This is a genomic window from Brachybacterium sp. HMSC06H03 (assembly GCF_001807385.1).
Lineage (GTDB): Bacteria > Actinomycetota > Actinomycetes > Actinomycetales > Dermabacteraceae > Brachybacterium > Brachybacterium conglomeratum.
Genome location: NZ_KV788716.1, coordinates 1 through 16,510 on the forward strand (window position 1 = coordinate 1; position 16,510 = coordinate 16,510).

The following is a 16,510-nucleotide window of genomic DNA, read 5'->3' on the forward strand; positions in this document are numbered from 1 at the left end:
CCGGCGCGGCGTGCCCCGCCCGCCGTCGGGTCCGCCGCGCCGATCAGCTGGTCACCAGCCGCGGATGCTCCAAGAGGCGGCGTGCTCGTCGCCCGGAGCAAGGCGCACCACGTCGGTGCCGCTGCGGAAGGCGTCCGGCGGGCAGGTCATCGGCTCGACCGCGAGGCCGCGGCGGTGGTGCTCCGTCTCCGGGCGGTCCCCGGTGTGGATCTGGAGCCACGGGCACTCGGGACCGGCGGTGAGCTCCACCCCGGTGCCGCCGGGAGCGGTGACGGCGACTTCCAGGCGCCCCTCCGCGTCCCGGGCGAGGTCGGTGAAGGCGTGGTCGATGAACAGGTCGCCGAGAACGCGCGGAGCGGAGAAGTCGAAGGGATCGCCGGGCGGGACCGGGGCGGTGCCGGTGGGCAGCAGCCGGTCCTCGGTCACCGTCAGCACAGTGCCCGCCGCGACCTGCAGCGACCACTCGTCCAGCGGCTCGGGGCCGGCGACGAGATAGGGATGCGGGCACACCCCGTAGGGGGCGTCGCGCCGGCCGAGGTTCCGGGCGGTGACCGTGGTGGTCAGGCCGTCCTCAGGGGAGAGCGCGCAGCGGACCGTGAGCAGCAGGTGGAAGGGATAGCCGGGGGTGGGGAACAGCTCGGTGCGCAGCACCACCTCGTCCTCGCCCACCGACGCGGGGGTGAAGGACTGGAAGGAGACGAGCCCGTGGAGCGCGTTGCCGCGCTCGGGCTCGCTGAGCGGGGTGCGCAGCTCCTCGCCGTCCCACACGTAGGTGCCGTCCCCGATCCGGTTCGGCCAGGGCGCCACGATCGCGCCCCGGTAGAACAGCATCGGCCCCTCCTCGGGGCTGCGGAGCACGAGATCCCGACCGCCGACGGTGAGGGACTCGAGCGTCGCGCCGACGGTGGAGATCTCGGCGCGGTAGTCCCCGGCGACGAGGACCAGCAGGTCGCCGCGATCGCGGGCGGCACGGCCCGCGTCCCCGGGAGCGTCGGCGGGGGCGCCGAGGTCGGCGGGCGTGAGGGGAGTGGTCATCGGCTGCTCTCCTGGGAGGTGGGGGTGGTGTGGCCGCTGTCGGCCGGAGGGCGGGCGGGGGCGTCGGGGCCGGGTTCCGGTGCGGGTGACGTCTCCGGCTCGGGTGTCGGCTCGGACTCGGACTCGGGCTCGGGTGTCGGCGTCGGCGTCGGCTCGGGCTCGACGAGCACGACCTCGAGACGGCGCGGTCCGTGCACGCCCTCGACGCGGTCGAGCTCGATGTCGCTGGTCGCGCTCGGCCCGGAGATCATCGTCCACGCGGCACGGGGATCCTCGGCCATGCGCTCGATGCCGCGCGGCACCCCGAGCACGACCTGCTCGGCCTCGACGACCACGACGTGCCGGTCCGGGACCAGCGAGATCGCGCGCCTGCCGCCGAGATCGTCGCCCCGCAGCACGATCGTGCCGGTCAGTGCGATGGCGGTGTGGCAGCCGGTGAGCACGGCGTCGATCCCGTCGAGCTCCCGGGGCGAGGCGGTGCCGTCGTCGACGGTGACCGCGACGCCCGACGGCGGCATCCACTGGGGCGGCAGACCGGCGGGGACCACCGCCGAGGCGGCGTCGCCGAGCGCCTCGGCGATCGCGGCCGGGAGCTCCGACGCCGTGGTGCGGTGCACCACCGCGGTGTAGTCCTGGAGCCGCTGGACGAGCACGTCGCGGACCTTCTCCGGGGCGGTGCCGAGCTCCTGCCTGTCATCGGAGCGCTGGTAGTCGCGGGGCACGTCCTCGGCGCCGGTCACCGCATCGCGGCGCGGGGCCGCGAGCGCGGTGCGCACGCGGGCGAGGATCTCCTCCTTCGCGCTCATCCCCGGCGTGCGGGCGGGGCGGGCGTCGGTCCAGTCGTTCACGGCTGCTCCTCTCCGTCGGGGGTGCCGACGGGCGATGCATCACCGTCCGGGGCGGGGCCGTCGACCGACCGCGCGCGGCCGTTCTCGCCGGGCCCGTCGGACGTCGGTCCCTCCGGGCCCCGAGCGACGCGCTCCTTCTCGCGCTCGTCCCACCAGGACCGGAAGGACTGCGGGGGACTGGGCAGATCGCGGTGGTCGGTCCAGCCCGGGATGATAGGCAGCGCCCCCGGGAGCCGTCCGATGTTCGCGCCGGGCAGCAGCGAGGACAGCGGCTTCGCCGAGCGGACGGCGAGGTCGTAGGCGCGAGGGGAGGACATCAGGCGGCTCGCGCCCTTCAGCGCCAGGTCCCAGCTCCCGTGGAACTCGCCGCGCGCCTCCCGGCGCCGGTCCACGTCCTTCGCACGCAGGTGCACGAGGATCTCGGGGATGTCGATCTTCACCGGGCACACGTCGTAGCAGGCGCCGCACAGGCTCGAGGCGTAGGGGAGGGTCGAGTTCGGGTCGTCGGTGCCGCTCATGCCCGTCATCTGCGGGGAGAGGATCGCGCCGATCGGGCCGGGATAGGTGGAGCCGTAGGCGTGGCCGCCCGTGCGCGCATAGACCGGGCACACGTTCAGGCAGGCCGAGCAGCGGATGCAGTGCAGGGCGCTGCGCCCCTCGGGGTCCTCCAGCACCGACGATCGCCCGTTGTCCAGCAGCACCAGGTGGAACTCCTCGGGGCCGTCGCCCTCGTGCACGCCCGTGAACAGGGTGGTGTACGGGTTCATCCGCTCCCCGGTCGAGGAGCGGGGCAGCAGCTGCAGGAACACCTCGAGGTCCTGGAAGGTGGGGACGATCTTCTCGATCCCGACCACGGAGATCAGGGTCCGCGGCAGCGTCAGGCACATCCGCCCGTTGCCCTCGGACTCCACGACCACCAGCGTGCCCGTCTCGGCGACGGCGAAGTTCGCCCCGCAGATCGCGACCGAGCCGGGCATGTCCAGGAACTTCTCGCGCAGGAAGCGGCGCGCCGCCTCCGCGAGCTCGGCCGGGTCGTCGGTGATCGACGGATCGAGCTCCGGCATCGCCGCCAGGAAGATCTCGCGGATCTCCGCGCGGTTGCGGTGGATCGCTGGGACCAGGATGTGGGAGGGGGTGTCGTCCGCGAGCTGGACGATGAGCTCGGCGAGATCGGATTCGATCGCCCGGATGCCCGCATGCGCGAGCGCCTCGTTCAGGCCGATCTCCTGGGTCGCCATCGACTTGACCTTCAGCACCTCCCGGGCATCGCGCTCGAGGGCGAGGCGGGTGACGATCTCGGAGGCCTCCTCGGCATCGCGGGCCCAGTGCACGACGCCCCCGGCGGCTGCCACCGACTCCTCGAGCTGCTCGAGCAGCTCCGGGAGATGATCGGTGACCTGCCACTTCAGGGCGCTGCCGGCGCTGCGGAGCTTCTGCCAGTCGCGCACCTCGCGCACCGCCCCGGCGCGCTTGGCCTGGATCGTCGAGGTCGCGTGGCGCATGTTCGCGCGCAGGATCGCATCGCCCAGCGCCTCCCGCGCCGCCTCCGGGAACCCGCGCTCGCCCCGCAGGGTCGAGACGGGCGAGGCGTGCTGGGGGCGGACGGTCGGCATGCCCAGCTGGACGGTGCTCATGCGACCATCTCCTCTCGCTCGTTCCTCGCAGTTCGTCGACCGGCGGAGCGGCTCTCGACCATCTCCTCCCGCTCGTTCCTCGCAGTTCGTCGACCGGTCCAGGTGCTCATGACGCCCTCCCGAGGATGGTCTCCGACGGGACGAAGGGGTCCTCCTTCGTCGAGGCGAGGATCTGTGCGAGATGCACCGACCTCGGCGCCGCCCCGGTGCGGCGCAGCTTCCCGCCGATGTTCATCAGGCACGAGGCATCCCCCGCGACCACGAACTCCGCACCGGAGGCGACGACGTTCGCGGCCTTGTCGGTGACCATCGCGTCGCTGGTGGCGTCGTTCTTCACCGAGAAGGTGCCGCCGAAGCCGCAGCAGGTGTCGGACTCGGGCAGGTTCTTCACCTCGATGCCCTCGACCGCGCGCAGCAGCTTCAGCGGGCGCGGCCCCACCTTCAGGAAGCGCATCGAGTGGCAGGTGGGGTGGTAGGTGACCGAATGGGGGAAGTACGCGCCCACGTCGGTCACCTTCAGCACGTCCACCAGCAGCTCGGAGAGCTCGTAGGTCTTCGCGGCGACCGCGGCGGCGCGCTCCTCGAGCGCCGTGTCGCCCTCGTGCCGGGCGACCAGCGCGTGCTGGTCGCGGACGCAGCCGGTGCAGGAGCCCGAGGGCATCACGATCGCGTCCACCTCCTCGAGCGCCGGCTCGAAGGTGTCCACGAAGGAGCGCACGATCGGCGCGGCCTCGGTGTAGTAGCCGGAGTTGGTGTGCATCTGGCCGCAGCAGGTCTGCCGCCTGTCGAACACCACCTCGTGGCCCAGCCGCTCCAGGACGGTGACGGTGGCCCGGGCGACGTCCGGGGCCATCACGTCCACGAGACAGGTGGTCATCAGCGAGATCCGCATGAGCTCTCCTGGGGCGGCGAGGCGTCGTCGTCGACGCGCAGTGGGCGAGGCCGGGTGGCTCTCAGTGGGTGAGGTCGAGGGCGGCGGCGGTCCGCTCGAGGGTGCGATGCGCGAGCTCCGCATCCTCCGAGAGGTGGGTGCCCCAGCTGGGGACCATCGTCTGCAGCGCGGGTCGCCACGCCTCGATGCGCTGGGGGAACATCTTCTCGAGCATCGTGAGCATGATGCTCGTCGCGGTCGACGCGCCGGGGGAGGCGCCGAGCATGCCGCCGATCGAGCCGTCGGCCGCGGTGATCAGCTGGGTGCCGAACTGCAGCACGCCGTGCTTCTTCTTGTCGGGGGCGATCACCTGGACGCGCTGCCCGGCGGTGACCTCCTCCCAGTCGGACATGTCGGCGTCCGGCATGTACTCCAGCAGCGCCTCGAAGCGCTTGTGGGTGGTCGCGGCGAGCTGCGAGCCGAGGTAGACCATGAGGTCGAGGTTCGGCGGCGCGACCGCCATCATCTGGGTGAGGTTCGAGGGCTTGATCGACTCGAAGAGGTCCGTGTAGGAGCCGGACTTGAGGAACTTCGGCGACCAGCCCGCGTACGGGCCGAACATCAGCGAGCGCTTCCCGCCGACGTACCGGGTGTCCAGGTGAGGGACGCTCATCGGCGGGGCGCCGACGGCGGCCTTGCCGTACACCTTCGCGTCGTGCCGCGCGATGACGGCCGGGTCGGTGCAGCGCAGCCACTGGCCCGAGATCGGGAAGCCGCCGAAGCCGCGGATCTCCTCGATCCCGGACTTCTGCAGCAGCGGCAGGGCGTAGCCGCCCGCGCCGACGAACACGAACGGCGCGCGCACCACGCGCAGGGAGTCGTCGGCCGTGCTGCGCACCATGACGCCCCAGTCGTTGCCCATGCGGCGCAGGTCCACGACCTCGGAGCCGGTGGCGACGGTGGTCCCGGCGCGGGAGGCGAAGTCGAGCATCTCCCGGGTCAGGGCCCCGAAGTCGACGTCGGTGCCGTCGGGCGACCAGGTCGCGGCGATGGTCTCGGTGACCGGTCGGCCCTCGGAGACCAGCGGCGCCCACTCGGCGAGCCGGGCGTGCTCGGTGGTGAACTCCATGCGGTCGAAGAGCGGGTTGGCGACGAGGGCCTCGTGGCGGCGTCGCAGGTAGTCCGCGTTCTCCATCCCGTGCACGAAGCTCATGTGCGGGACGGTGTGGATGAAGCGGGAGGGGTCGCCGATCCGGTCGTTCTCCACGAGGTGGGTCCAGAACTGGCGCGAGACCTGGAACTGCTCGTTGATCGCGATGGCCTTGGCGGGGCTGACGGAGCCGTCCACGTCCTGCGGGGTGTAGTTCAGCTCGCACAGCGCGCTGTGCCCGGTCCCGGCGTTGTTCCATGCGTCGCTGGACTCCGCGCCGAGGGAGTCCAGGCGCTCGAGGACCACGATGTCCCAGTCCGGCTCGAGCTCGGTGAGCATCGCGGCGAGGGTCGCGCTGGCGATGCCGCCGCCGATCAGCACCGCGTCCGCGCGGGTCACGTCCAGGTCTGCCATGTCTCTCCGTTCGAAATGCTTCCTCGCGCCGGTGCGGGCGCCGCACGGGGCGAGGCTCGGGTGCCGCTGCGGGGGATGACGGCGTGGGCCGTGCACCCTCCGGGCGATCTCGTCCGTCAGACTATCGCCCTCCGCAGGGTGCGGTGGCTCCTGGGCCCGCGGCGGGCGTCGTCGTGATGGGATGGGCGCATGCCGACGATGCCGCCTCTCGCCCCGACCCCCGCCCAGCTCGCCTGGCAGCGCGACGGGCTCGGGGTCTTCTTCCACGTCGGGGTCAACACCTTCGCGGGCCGGGAGTGGAGCGACGGGAGCCTGCCGCCGGAGATCTTCGACCCCTCGGACCTCGACGCCGAGGAATGGGTTGTGCTGGCCGCGGAGCTCGGCGCGCGCTACGTGGTGCTGACCGTGAAGCACCACGACGGGTTCTGCCTGTGGCCGACGTCGACGACCGACTACTCCGTGTCCTCCTCCCCGTGGCGCGGCGGGGACGGCGACCTCGTCGCCGAGGTCGCGGCCGCCTGTCGGCGCCACGGTCTGGGGCTCGGCCTCTACCTCTCCCCGTGGGACCGCCACGCGCCCGAGTACGAGGATCCCGTCGCCTACGACGCGCTCTACCTCGCCCAGCTGCGAGAGCTGTGCACGGACTACGGCGAGCTTTACGAGCTGTGGTTCGACGGCGCCGGCTCCGCCGGGCGCGAGTACGACTGGGACGCGATCGGCGCGCTCATCGCCGAGCTCCAGCCCGGCGCGATGGTCTTCAACATGGGGCCCGCGACGATCCGCTGGGTCGGCAACGAGGACGGTCTCGCCTCCGATCCCGTCCGGTACGTCACCACCAGCGCGGACCTGAACAACTACGACGACGAGGTGCTGACCACGGCCGAGCCCCGCTATCTCCCGCCGGAGTGCGACGTCTCCCTGCGCGACGGCTGGTTCTGGCAGGAGGGGGAGGAGCCGAAGTCCCTGCCCCACCTGCTGGCGATCCACGACCGCTCGATCGGGCTCGGCGCGAACCTGCTGCTGAACATCCCGCCGGACCGGCGAGGCCGCATCGACCCGGCCGACGCCGCGCGGGTCCGCGAGCTCGCCGCCGCCCTGCGCGACCGCTTCGGCGAACCCCGGGAGGGAGCGCTCGCCGCCGACGGGGACCGGGTCGAGGTCGACCTCGGGCAGGAGATCGAGATCGAGCACCTCGAGCTGGTCGAGCGCCTCGAGGAGGGCCAGCGCATCATCGCCCATCGCGTCCTCACGGAGGACGGCACGGTGCTCGCCGCCGGCGGCAGCATCGGGGTGCGACGGATCCACCGCCTGCCCGCGCCGGTCCGCACCTCGCACCTCCGCCTCGAGACCGAGGGCGAGGGCGCCGTGATCGAGGCGGTGCGCGTGCATCGTCCGAGCTCCGCACCGGCACCGGATCTCACCGGCGCGCGCCGAGTGCCGAGGACGCCGCCGAGCCTCTGATCGCCCCGGGCGGAACAGACGTCACGCCAGCGGCGAACACACGGGGAATCCCCGCCCGATCCGCGTACTCTCGATCCATCACCACCACCGAATGGGGGAGGACCATGTTCGAACGGTTCACCGACCGGGCGCGTCGCGTCGTCGTCCTGGCGCAGGACGAGGCCCGCCTGCTCAACCACAACTACATCGGCACCGAGCACATCCTGCTCGGCCTGATCCACGAGAACGAGGGTGTCGGCGCGAAGGCGCTCGAGGCCCTCGGCGTGACGCTCGACGCCGTGCGCGAGCAGGTCCGCGACATCATCGGCGAGGGCAACCAGACCCCCTCGGGCCACATCCCCTTCACCCCGCGTGCCAAGAAGGTGCTCGAGCTGAGCCTCCGCGAGGCGCTCCAGCTCGGCCACAACTACATCGGCACCGAGCACATCCTGCTCGGTCTGCTGCGCGAGGGCGAGGGCACCGCCGTCAAGGTGCTCTCCCGCCTCAAGGCCGAGCCGTCGGCCGTGCGCCAGGAGGTCATCGAGCGCCTCTCCGGCTACCAGGGCAAGGAGCCGGCCAACGCCGGCGGCCCCTCCGAGGGCCAGCCCTCCGGCTCGCTCGTGCTGGACCAGTTCGGCCGCAACCTCACCCAGGCCGCCCGCGACGGCAAGCTCGACCCGGTCATCGGGCGCGAGGGCGAGGCCGAGCGGGTCATGCAGGTGCTCAGCCGCCGCACCAAGAACAACCCCGTCCTGATCGGCGAGCCGGGCGTCGGCAAGAGCGCCGTCGTGGAGGGCCTCGCCCAGTCGATCGTCGCCGGGGACGTCCCCGAGACGCTCAAGGACAAGCAGCTCTACACCCTCGACCTCGGCTCCCTGGTCGCGGGCTCCCGCTACCGCGGTGACTTCGAGGAGCGCCTGAAGAAGGTGCTCAAGGAGATCCGCACCCGCGGCGACATCATCCTGTTCATCGACGAGATCCACACCCTCGTCGGGGCCGGTGCCGCCGAGGGCGCGATCGACGCCGCCAGCATCCTCAAGCCCATGCTGGCCCGCGGCGAGCTGCAGACCATCGGGGCGACCACCCTCGAGGAGTACCGCAAGCACATCGAGAAGGATGCCGCGCTCGAGCGTCGCTTCCAGCCGATCCAGGTCGACGAGCCCTCGGTCGCGCACACGGTCGAGATCCTCAAGGGCCTGCGCGACCGCTACGAGGCGCACCACAAGGTGACCATCACCGACTCCGCCCTCGTCGCCGCGGCGAACCTCGCCGACCGCTACGTCAACGACCGCTTCCTGCCGGACAAGGCGATCGACCTGATCGACGAGGCCGGCGCCCGCCTGCGCATCCGCCGCCTGACCGCGCCGCCGGAGCTCAAGGAGTTCGACTCCCGCATCGAGGAGGTGCGGAAGAAGAAGGAGGAGGCGATCGACGGGCAGGACTTCGAGCTCGCCGCGAACCTCCGCGACGAGGAGCAGAAGCTCAAGTCCGAGCGTGACGAGAAGGAGAAGGCCTGGCGCCACGGCGAGTCCGACGCGGTGACCACCGTCTCCGAGGAGGTCATCGCCGAGGTCCTCGCCGCCTCCACCGGCATCCCGATCGTGAAGCTCACCGAGGAGGAGTCCTCGCGCCTGCTGAACATGGAGGACGAGCTGCACAAGCGCGTCATCGGGCAGGACGAGGCCATCAAGGCCATCTCCCGGGCGATCCGCCGTACTCGTGCGGGTCTGAAGGATCCCAAGCGGCCCGGCGGCTCGTTCATCTTCGCCGGCCCCACCGGCGTGGGCAAGACGGAGCTGGCCAAGGCCCTGGCCGAGTTCCTCTTCGGCGACGAGGAGGCGCTCATCCAGCTGGACATGTCGGAGTTCGGCGAGAAGCACACCGCCTCGCGCCTGTTCGGCTCGCCCCCCGGCTACGTCGGCTACGACGAGGGCGGCCAGCTCACCGAGAAGGTGCGCCGCAAGCCGTTCTCCGTCGTGCTGTTCGACGAGGTGGAGAAGGCCCATGTGGACATCTTCAACTCGCTGCTGCAGATCCTGGAGGACGGCCGCCTGACCGACTCCCAGGGCCGCGTGGTGGACTTCAAGAACACCATCATCATCATGACCACCAACCTCGGCACCCGGGACATCGCCAAGGGCGTCTCCATGGGCTTCACCGCGGGCGGCGACCTCTCCACCGACTACGAGCGGATGAAGTCGAAGGTCCACGAGGAGCTCAAGCAGCACTTCAAGCCCGAGTTCCTCAACCGCGTCGACGACGTGGTGGTCTTCCCGCAGCTGTCCAGGACCGAGATCATCCAGATCGTCGATCTCGAAGTCGCGAAGCTCTCGCGTCGCCTGCAGGACCGCGACATGACGCTCGAGCTCACGCAGCCCGCGAAGGACCTGCTGGCCGAGAAGGGCTACGACCCCGTGCTGGGCGCGCGGCCGCTGCGCCGCACCATCCAGCGCGACATCGAGGACTCCCTCTCCGAGCGGATCCTGTTCGGTCAGGTCCAGGTCGGCGACCAGATCGTGGTCGACGCCGAGGGCGAGGGCCTGCTGGGCGATCTCACCTTCGCCCGCCGCGGCGAGGACGGCTCCCTCGAGCCGATCTCCGATGTGGTCGACGTGGAGTCGATGACCCAGGCCCGCGCCGAGGACGTCACCCACGCCGACGGCGCGGACGGCGCCGACAGCACGCCCGACAGCGCGGAGGCCAGCGCCTCCTGAGCTCGGGCCACGGCCCGGCCCCCGTCCGCGGGAGCCGGGCCGTGACCGATCCGCCTCCGGTCGCTCGCCGGAGCGCGGAGCACTCCCGGACCGGGATCACCGGTCACGGGATCACGTCCCGGAGCGCAGCGGCCCCCACGGGGGCCGCGGGACCCCAGACCGGAAGGACCCATGGGAGAGCTGCTCGATCGTCTCCTCTCGCTGACCGGCGTCCTGGAGGACTGGATCCTCCAGATCGGCGACGCCTGGTGGGTCCACCTCGTCGTCTACGCCTTCGCCGCCCTGGACGGCTTCTTCCCGACCGTCCCCAGCGAGTCGACGATCGTGTCCCTGTCCTCGCTGTGGTCGAGCTCCGGAAGCCCCTCGATCATCCTGATCGGGCTGGCGGCCTGGGCCGGTGCCTTCACCGGGGACAACCTCGGCTATCTCCTGGGCAACAAGATCGGCTGGGAGCGCTTCCGCTTCCTGCGCGGGGGCAAGGGTCGACGCGCGGTCGAGGCAGCGGAGAACGGGCTGCGCAAGCGGGCCCTGGTCTTCCTCATGACGGCCCGCTACATCCCCTTCGGCCGCACCGCCGTGAACCTCGTCGCGGGCGCCGTGCACTACCCGCACCGCCTGTTCTGGCCCCGCTCGCTGCTGTCCACCTTCGTATGGGCGGTGTACTCCTGCGCGATCGGCGCGGTCGCCGGCGCCTGGTTCGAGAACAACCACCTGCTCGCGATCACCGTGGCGCTCGTCGCCGCGATCGTGATGGCACTGGTGGTCGAGCGGATCATCGCGGCGGTGCACCGCTGGCTCGACCGTCGCGCCGAGCGCCGCGATCCCGAGGCCGACGCAGAGGCCGGCTCCGCCGTCGAGACCGGCACAGGCGTCGGCACCGGTTCCGCCGTCGGCACCGGCCCCGGCGCGGACGCCGAGGCCGACGCCGCCACCACCGTCCACGGAGAGGACAGCCCCGCATGACCTCAGGCACCGCCGCACAGATCCGTCCCGCGCTCCCGGCCGACGTCCGCGCCATCAACGCGATCGTCGAGCCGATGACCCACACCGGGATCCTGCTGGGCAAGGACCTCGTCTCCTACTACGAGGCCGTCCAGGAGTTCCTCGTCGCGGTCGACGAGGACGGCACGGTGGTGGGATGCGGCGCCCTGCACGTGATGTGGGAGGACCTCGCGGAGGTGCGCACGCTCGCCGTGTCCGACACGGTGCGCGGCACGGGCCTCGGCCACCGGTTGCTCGAGGCGCTGCTGGACCGGGCCGTGCAGCTCGGCCTCGAGCGCGTTTTCTGCCTGACCTTCGAAGTCGAGTTCTTCGCACGGCACGGCTTCGAGGAGATGGCCGAGACGGTCGACCCGGAGATCTACAGCCAGCTGCTGCGCTCCCCGGACGAGGGGATCGCGGAGTTCCTGGACCTCGCCCGGGTCAAGCCCAACACCCTGGGCAACACCCGCATGATCAAGCAGCTCGACCGGAGCGCCTGAGCCCGTCGGCACCGTGCTTCAGGGCATGCGCGGTGCCTCAGGGCAGACGCAGGCCGGGGAGCGCGCCGGCGTGGCCCGCCGCGGCGGCGTCTCCCCCCTCCTCCGCCACCGCTGCGAGCCCGTCGGCCAGCAGGGAGCGCACGCAGCGCTCCACCCGCACCGGATCCTCGGGATCCAGCGCTGCGAGCATCGCAGGAGCGGCCGCGCCCTGCTCGCGCAGCAGCGCCATGATCCGCCCGCGCATCTGCCGGTCCGTCCCCTCGAAGGACTGACGGCGTCGCGTGTCCTCCTCGGGCCCGGGGCGGCCCGCGGCGACCCACGCGCAGCCGATCCCCGCGAGGGGGCACTGGGCGCAGCGGGGCGTCCGCGCGGTGCACACCAGCGCGCCGAGCTCCATCACGGCCTGGTTCCACGCCACCGACCGCTCACGCTCCGCGGGCAGCGTGTGCGTGGCGAGCGCCCGTTCGGCGGCGGAGTAGGAGCGGTCCGGCAGCGCCCTGCCGCGGACGGCGCGGGCGAGGACGCGCCGGATGTTGGTGTCCACGACCACGGCGCGGTCGTGGTGGGCGAAGGCGGTGACCGCGGCGGCGGTGTACTCGCCGATCCCGGGCAGCGATCGCAGCCGCTCCTCGCCGCGGGGGACCACGCCCCCGTGCGCGCGCACGATCTCGCGGGCGCACTCCTGCAGGCGCAGCGCGCGGCGCGGATAGCCGAGCCGATCCCAGGCGCGCAGCACCTCGGAGGTCGGGGCGTCGGCGAGGGCGGCCGGCTCGGGCCAGCGCTGCATCCACTCCAGCCAGCGCGGCAGCACCCGCACCACGGGGGTCTGCTGCAGCATCACCTCGGAGACGAGGATCCCCCAGGCCGGCGCGTCGGGAGAGCGCCAGGGGAGGTCGCGGGCGGTCTCCGCGTACCAGGCGATCGTCGCCTCGATCATCGCCTCGAGGTCCGGACCGGCCGCAGCGGCCTCGTCCTCCGTGCCCGGGACGGCGGGCGCCGCGGGGCGGGTCGTGCCCTTCGGGGCGGTGTGGGAGCGGGTCACCCGGGGGACGGTATCGCATCCCGCCCCGGCGCCGGGGCGGGCACCGGCTTCGCGCGCGGGGCCCGCCCGGGGAACGACGTCCACCCCGGGAACGACGACGGGGGCGGCACCAGGTGGTGCCGCCCCCGTCGTGGGGTGCGCGGGCGATGCCGCGCCAGGGTGGAATGGACCAGGATCAGACCTGGGGGTTGCCGCCCTGGGGGTTCTGGGTCTTGAGCAGGTCGCGGATCTCGGAGAGGAGCACGATGTCCTCGGGAGCCGCCTCGATCTCCTCGTCCAGGTTCTTATTGCGGTTCGCCATCTCGCGGGCCTTGGTCATCGGCAGCACGAAGACGAAGTAGACGACGGCCGCGGTGATCAGGAAGGTGATGATCGCGGAGATCACCGCACCGAAGTTGATGAAGGTCGCCTCGTTGTTCTCGAAGATCTTGAAGCCGAAGCCCTCGACGCTGTCCGCGCCGCCCGCGGCGGCGACGACCGGGTTGATGAGGTTGTCGACGAAGGCGGTGACCAGCGCGGTGAACGCGCCGCCGATCACGACACCGACCGCGAGGTCGATGACGTTGCCCTGCATGACGAAGTCCTTGAAGCCCTTCATGGGAGTTCCTTCTCAAGATGGGGGGGATGAGGGAGAACCGAAGTCACGGCCCGCTCGGACTCTAGCGGATCACCGACACCGTCACATTCGACGTGCCGAGAGCGTGAGCGACTTCTCCGGACCGCTGCCGGTCCACGAGCACGAGCGCCTGGACACCGGTATCGGTCCCTGTGCTGAGCGCTCCCGTGCTCGTCGCGGCGGCGGAGAGGGAACGGATCTCCGCGGGGAGGCGGGTCGTGGACCCGTCGACGGGATCGCTCATCAGCAGCTCGATCCGCGTCCCCGATCGAAGATGCGGCAGCAGCACCTCCGGCACGGGGACGGCCAGCAGCGCCGTCCCCTCGGGGAGGGGGTCCTCGCCGGCGCCGAGGAGGTCCCCGGCGAGGATCGGTCCGCCCTCGGCGACCGGGGCGGCGAGGCGCTCTCCCACGAGGTCCTCCGCAGCGGTCGCGGCACCGGAGGGCACCAGCGAGCTCGCGACCTCGACGGTGCGCATCTGCTCCGCCTCCAGGGCGGTGCCGGTCGGCAGGTCCTCGGCGGCGACCACCACCTCCGTCCCGGTCACCGAGCCCGGCACGAGCGAGGGCACCAGCAGCACCGCGGCGGCGGCCACGACGAGCACGGCCAGGGTGCGGCGCCGACGGCGCAGGGCCCGGCGCCATGTCGGCAGGTGGGGGAGCAGTCGAGTGAGCATGCCCCGACGCTAGGGCCGCCTCCGCGACGGCGCGAGGGATCGCGCCCCGCAGTGGACGGCGGGGCGATGGGGAGGAGAGGTCAGGAGGCCGCGGCGGCGGGCTGCGCGGAGGAGCCCGTCGAGGAGCCGGCCGAGGACGAGCCGGCCGATCCCTCCGAGGACGAGGCGGTGCTGCCCGCCCCGTCGGAGGAGGAGCCCCCGCCCACGGTGGAGGCGCCCGAGGTCGCCGAGTCCGTCGAGTAGAAGCCCGAGCCCTTGAAGACGATGCCCACCGAGTCGAAGACCTTCCGCAGCGCCTCCTGCGCGCACTCGGGGCAGGTGGTCAGCGAGTCCTCGCTGAAGCTCTGGTACTGCTCGAAACGATGTCCGCAGTTCTTGCAGGCATAGACGTACGTGGGCACGCGGGTCCTCCGGGATGGTCGATGTGCGGGCCGCGCACGGGCGGCCTCAGGAAGTCTACGACCGCGCGGCGCTCAGGCGGGATCGGAGGTGACCAGCGAGACGATCCCGTCGGCCGTGAGCACCTCGCGGATCGGCACGTCGTGCTCCTCGCGCGGGAGCGTCCCGGCCTCGAGCAGCTCGTGCGGATGGATCACGACCACCACCCGCGCCTCGGCCGGAAGGGTGGTCAGCGCCCTGTCGTAGTAGCCGGCGCCGTGCCCGATCCGGGTGCCGGAGTGGTCCACGGAGAGCGCGGGGGCGAGCACCAGCACCGCCTCGGAGAGCGCATCGGGCCCGAGGCGCTCGCCCGCCGGCTCTTTCCCGAATCCGCGGCCGGGGGAGTCGGCGAAGGCGGAGACCCCGTCCCAGCGGATCCACTCGAGCTCCGCCCCGGCGGCGGCGGGGAACACGAGCTCCGCGCCCCGCGCGGCGAGGGCGGAGGCCAGCGGCATCACGTCGGCCTCCGTCGGGGTGGGATGGAAGGCGGCGACGCGAGGGGCCGGTTCCCCGGCCTCCTCCCGACGAGCGGCCAGAGCCTCGATGTCCGCGACGATCCCCGCGGCATGCGCGAGGATCGCCTCCGCCTCGCGGGAGCGCCGGGCGGGGTCCTCGCCGTACACGGCACGCCGGTCCGCGCGCAGCGTCGTGCGCAGCGCCTTCTTCTCCGACTGCTTGTCCACGAGCTGCTCGTCCACGAGTGCCTCCTTCTCCTGCTGCGCGCGCTGCTCCTGCGCAGGCGCCGGCTCTCCGCCCGGCGCGCCGACCCGGGGGCGGGAGGCCCCGGGCGGCGGCGCATCGGCCGAGGCCGGGCGTCCGCGGCCCAGAGTCGCACACGGCGGGAGAACGCGCAGGCGAGTCCGTCGGACGTCTACGATGACGCGATGGTTCACGTGTGGCCTCTGGTCCTGCGCGACGGGGAGCTGACGCTGCGCCCGCTGCGACGGCGCGACCGCGGAGACTTCGAGCGGCTGCGTGCCCGCAGCGCCGACTGGCTGCGGCCGTGGGATGCGACGGACCCGCTGAGCGAGCGCGGGCCCGCGGACTTCCGCACCCTGCGCCGCTGGGCAGAGGAGCAGGCGCGGCTGGGGACCTCCCTCCCGCTCGCGATGGTCGTCGGCGGACGGGTGGTCGGGCAGATCACCGCGGGCCCCATCTAGTACGGGGCGGTCCGCTCGGCGGTGCTCGGCTACTGGGTGGACCGGGAGATGGCCGGCCGCGGACTGGCGCCGCGCGCGGCGGCGCTGGTGATCGACCACCTCTTCGCCGAGCTCGGCCTGCACCGGGTCGAGGTGACCGTGCGGCCCGAGAACGCGCCGAGCCTGCGCGTGGTCCAGAAGCTGAACCTGCGGCCCGAGGGGCTGCGCCGCGCGGCGATCCACGTCGACGGCGGCTGGCGCGACCACCTCGTCTTCGCGCTGACCGCCGAGGAGGTCGCGACCGACCACGCCGGCTACGGGGTCCTGCGCCGACTGCATCGCGAGCATCCGAGCCCCGCACCGACCGGCTGAGCCCCGCGGTGGCGCGGCGCACGGATTTGCTCGCCGACACGCCCGCTCCGTGACCAGGCGAATCACGTCGGTGTCATTACTGTGGCTGTGTGGAGTCGATCAATCTCGGTGCCGTCCTCTTCGGCGGCCTGCTGCTGCTGTGGCTGGTGTACGCGCTGCCGCGCACCGCCGCCCGTCGCGAGGTGATGGGCCGCGCCCGCGCCGCGGACGAGGCCGGGATGTCGCCCCAGGCCCGGGATCTCTCCGAGGCCGTCCACGCCCGCCGCTCGTCTGCCGAGGTGACCACCCCCATGCCCCAGGACCGCCTGCTCATGCGTCCCGCCGATCCGACCCGTCGGCCCCGCTTCGACACCGACCCCGGCACCCGCGTCGACCTCGGCGAGGAGCGCGGCCGTTCGCGCCGCCTCATGCGCGGGGTGCTGATCGGGCTGATCGCCCTCACCGCCGCGCTGGTCGTCGGCGCGGTCGCGAGCGTGCTGCCCTGGTGGCCGCCGGTCCTCGGAGCGGTCGTGCTCGGCGTGTTCCTGGTGGGGCTGCGTCGTGCCGAGCTGGACCGTCGGGCCCGCCGCACCCGCGCCGCGACCCGCGCCCGTCAGGAGCGGGCCGAGGCCGAGACCGCGCGTCGACGCGCCGAGCAGGC

The 16,510-nt window shown here is 72.5% G+C and carries 14 protein-coding genes and 2 pseudogenes; 6 read left to right on the forward strand and 10 right to left on the reverse strand.

The annotated features are described in order from the left end of the window. Positions 1-51: 51 nt before the first annotated feature. The 5 genes from HMPREF3159_RS05115 to HMPREF3159_RS05135 all read right to left on the reverse strand — a co-directional run bounded on the left by HMPREF3159_RS05115 (position 52) and on the right by HMPREF3159_RS05135 (position 5,952). Positions 52-1,035: an aldose 1-epimerase family protein gene (locus tag HMPREF3159_RS05115; protein ID WP_083305803.1), complete on the reverse strand. Its 984-nt coding sequence runs from the start codon at positions 1,033-1,035 to the stop codon at positions 52-54. Next, positions 1,032-1,883, reverse strand: coding sequence for a LutC/YkgG family protein (locus tag HMPREF3159_RS05120; protein ID WP_070499972.1), 852 nt, complete (start codon positions 1,881-1,883; stop codon positions 1,032-1,034). The genes HMPREF3159_RS05115 and HMPREF3159_RS05120 overlap by 4 nt, the downstream gene beginning before the upstream one ends. Further along, the gene (locus HMPREF3159_RS05125) at positions 1,880-3,517 is read right to left on the reverse strand and encodes a lactate utilization protein B (protein ID WP_070499973.1); all 1,638 of its coding nucleotides are present in this window, start codon (positions 3,515-3,517) and stop codon (positions 1,880-1,882) included. The genes HMPREF3159_RS05120 and HMPREF3159_RS05125 overlap by 4 nt, the downstream gene beginning before the upstream one ends. 106 nt (positions 3,518-3,623) lie before the next feature. Beyond that, positions 3,624-4,409, reverse strand: coding sequence for a (Fe-S)-binding protein (locus tag HMPREF3159_RS05130; RefSeq protein WP_070499974.1), 786 nt, complete (start codon positions 4,407-4,409; stop codon positions 3,624-3,626). Between the two features lie 61 nt (positions 4,410-4,470). Next, positions 4,471-5,952 carry a malate:quinone oxidoreductase gene (locus HMPREF3159_RS05135; RefSeq protein WP_070499975.1) on the reverse strand — a complete coding sequence of 494 codons (1,482 nt, stop codon included), beginning with the start codon at positions 5,950-5,952 and terminating at the stop codon, positions 4,471-4,473. Between the two features lie 189 nt (positions 5,953-6,141). On the opposite strand from HMPREF3159_RS05135, the gene HMPREF3159_RS05140 reads away from it, so the two are divergent. From HMPREF3159_RS05140 to HMPREF3159_RS05155, 4 genes are all read left to right on the forward strand, one after another. Next, positions 6,142-7,413 carry an alpha-L-fucosidase gene (locus HMPREF3159_RS05140; RefSeq protein WP_070499976.1) on the forward strand — a complete coding sequence of 424 codons (1,272 nt, stop codon included), beginning with the start codon at positions 6,142-6,144 and terminating at the stop codon, positions 7,411-7,413. Between the two features lie 104 nt (positions 7,414-7,517). Then, positions 7,518-10,106: an ATP-dependent Clp protease ATP-binding subunit gene (locus HMPREF3159_RS05145; protein WP_070499977.1), complete on the forward strand. Its 2,589-nt coding sequence runs from the start codon at positions 7,518-7,520 to the stop codon at positions 10,104-10,106. A 171-nt stretch (positions 10,107-10,277) separates the two neighbouring features. Further along, on the forward strand, positions 10,278-11,069 hold the full coding sequence (locus tag HMPREF3159_RS05150; protein ID WP_070499978.1) for a DedA family protein: 792 nt from the start codon (positions 10,278-10,280) through the stop codon (positions 11,067-11,069). Further along, on the forward strand, positions 11,066-11,587 hold the full coding sequence (locus HMPREF3159_RS05155; RefSeq protein ID WP_070499979.1) for an amino-acid N-acetyltransferase: 522 nt from the start codon (positions 11,066-11,068) through the stop codon (positions 11,585-11,587). The genes HMPREF3159_RS05150 and HMPREF3159_RS05155 overlap by 4 nt, the downstream gene beginning before the upstream one ends. A 37-nt stretch (positions 11,588-11,624) precedes the next feature. Here the strand turns inward: HMPREF3159_RS05155 and HMPREF3159_RS05160 are convergent, their stop codons facing one another. The 5 genes from HMPREF3159_RS05160 to HMPREF3159_RS05180 all read right to left on the reverse strand — a co-directional run bounded on the left by HMPREF3159_RS05160 (position 11,625) and on the right by HMPREF3159_RS05180 (position 15,057). Then, positions 11,625-12,629, reverse strand: coding sequence for an HhH-GPD family protein (locus HMPREF3159_RS05160; protein WP_083305804.1), 1,005 nt, complete (start codon positions 12,627-12,629; stop codon positions 11,625-11,627). Positions 12,630-12,804: 175 nt separating this feature from the next. Continuing rightward, positions 12,805-13,227, reverse strand: coding sequence for a large conductance mechanosensitive channel protein MscL (gene mscL, locus HMPREF3159_RS05165; protein ID WP_070499980.1), 423 nt, complete (start codon positions 13,225-13,227; stop codon positions 12,805-12,807). 61 nt (positions 13,228-13,288) lie between these two features. Continuing rightward, positions 13,289-13,921 carry an SAF domain-containing protein gene (locus tag HMPREF3159_RS05170; RefSeq protein WP_070499981.1) on the reverse strand — a complete coding sequence of 211 codons (633 nt, stop codon included), beginning with the start codon at positions 13,919-13,921 and terminating at the stop codon, positions 13,289-13,291. Between the two features lie 80 nt (positions 13,922-14,001). Beyond that, positions 14,002-14,322: an FmdB family zinc ribbon protein gene (locus HMPREF3159_RS05175; RefSeq protein ID WP_070499982.1), complete on the reverse strand. Its 321-nt coding sequence runs from the start codon at positions 14,320-14,322 to the stop codon at positions 14,002-14,004. Positions 14,323-14,394: 72 nt separating this feature from the next. Then, positions 14,395-15,057 (reverse strand): 5-formyltetrahydrofolate cyclo-ligase, encoded by a 663-nt coding sequence (locus HMPREF3159_RS05180; RefSeq protein WP_070499983.1) that lies wholly within the window; start codon positions 15,055-15,057, stop codon positions 14,395-14,397. 186 nt (positions 15,058-15,243) lie between these two features. On the opposite strand from HMPREF3159_RS05180, the pseudogene HMPREF3159_RS05185 reads away from it, so the two are divergent. Further along, positions 15,244-15,870: pseudogene (locus tag HMPREF3159_RS05185) on the forward strand (GNAT family N-acetyltransferase). 89 nt (positions 15,871-15,959) lie between these two features. Beyond that, a pseudogene (locus HMPREF3159_RS05190) lies at positions 15,960-16,510 on the forward strand (hypothetical protein); the annotation flags it as partial.

Excerpts from the sequence above, each read along its gene's own strand:
- HMPREF3159_RS05115 (WP_083305803.1), bottom strand. The coding sequence starts at position 1,035 with ATGACCACTCCCCTCACGCCCGCCGACCTCGGCGCCCCCGCCGACGCT.
- HMPREF3159_RS05125 (WP_070499973.1), bottom strand. The coding sequence starts at position 3,517 with ATGAGCACCGTCCAGCTGGGCATGCCGACCGTCCGCCCCCAGCACGCC.
- HMPREF3159_RS05130 (WP_070499974.1), bottom strand. The coding sequence starts at position 4,409 with ATGCGGATCTCGCTGATGACCACCTGTCTCGTGGACGTGATGGCCCCG.
- HMPREF3159_RS05135 (WP_070499975.1), bottom strand. The coding sequence starts at position 5,952 with ATGGCAGACCTGGACGTGACCCGCGCGGACGCGGTGCTGATCGGCGGC.
- HMPREF3159_RS05140 (WP_070499976.1), top strand. The coding sequence starts at position 6,142 with ATGCCGACGATGCCGCCTCTCGCCCCGACCCCCGCCCAGCTCGCCTGG.
- HMPREF3159_RS05145 (WP_070499977.1), top strand. The coding sequence starts at position 7,518 with ATGTTCGAACGGTTCACCGACCGGGCGCGTCGCGTCGTCGTCCTGGCG.
- HMPREF3159_RS05150 (WP_070499978.1), top strand. The coding sequence starts at position 10,278 with ATGGGAGAGCTGCTCGATCGTCTCCTCTCGCTGACCGGCGTCCTGGAG.
- HMPREF3159_RS05155 (WP_070499979.1), top strand. The coding sequence starts at position 11,066 with ATGACCTCAGGCACCGCCGCACAGATCCGTCCCGCGCTCCCGGCCGAC.
- mscL (WP_070499980.1), bottom strand. The coding sequence starts at position 13,227 with ATGAAGGGCTTCAAGGACTTCGTCATGCAGGGCAACGTCATCGACCTC.
- HMPREF3159_RS05170 (WP_070499981.1), bottom strand. The coding sequence starts at position 13,921 with ATGCTCACTCGACTGCTCCCCCACCTGCCGACATGGCGCCGGGCCCTG.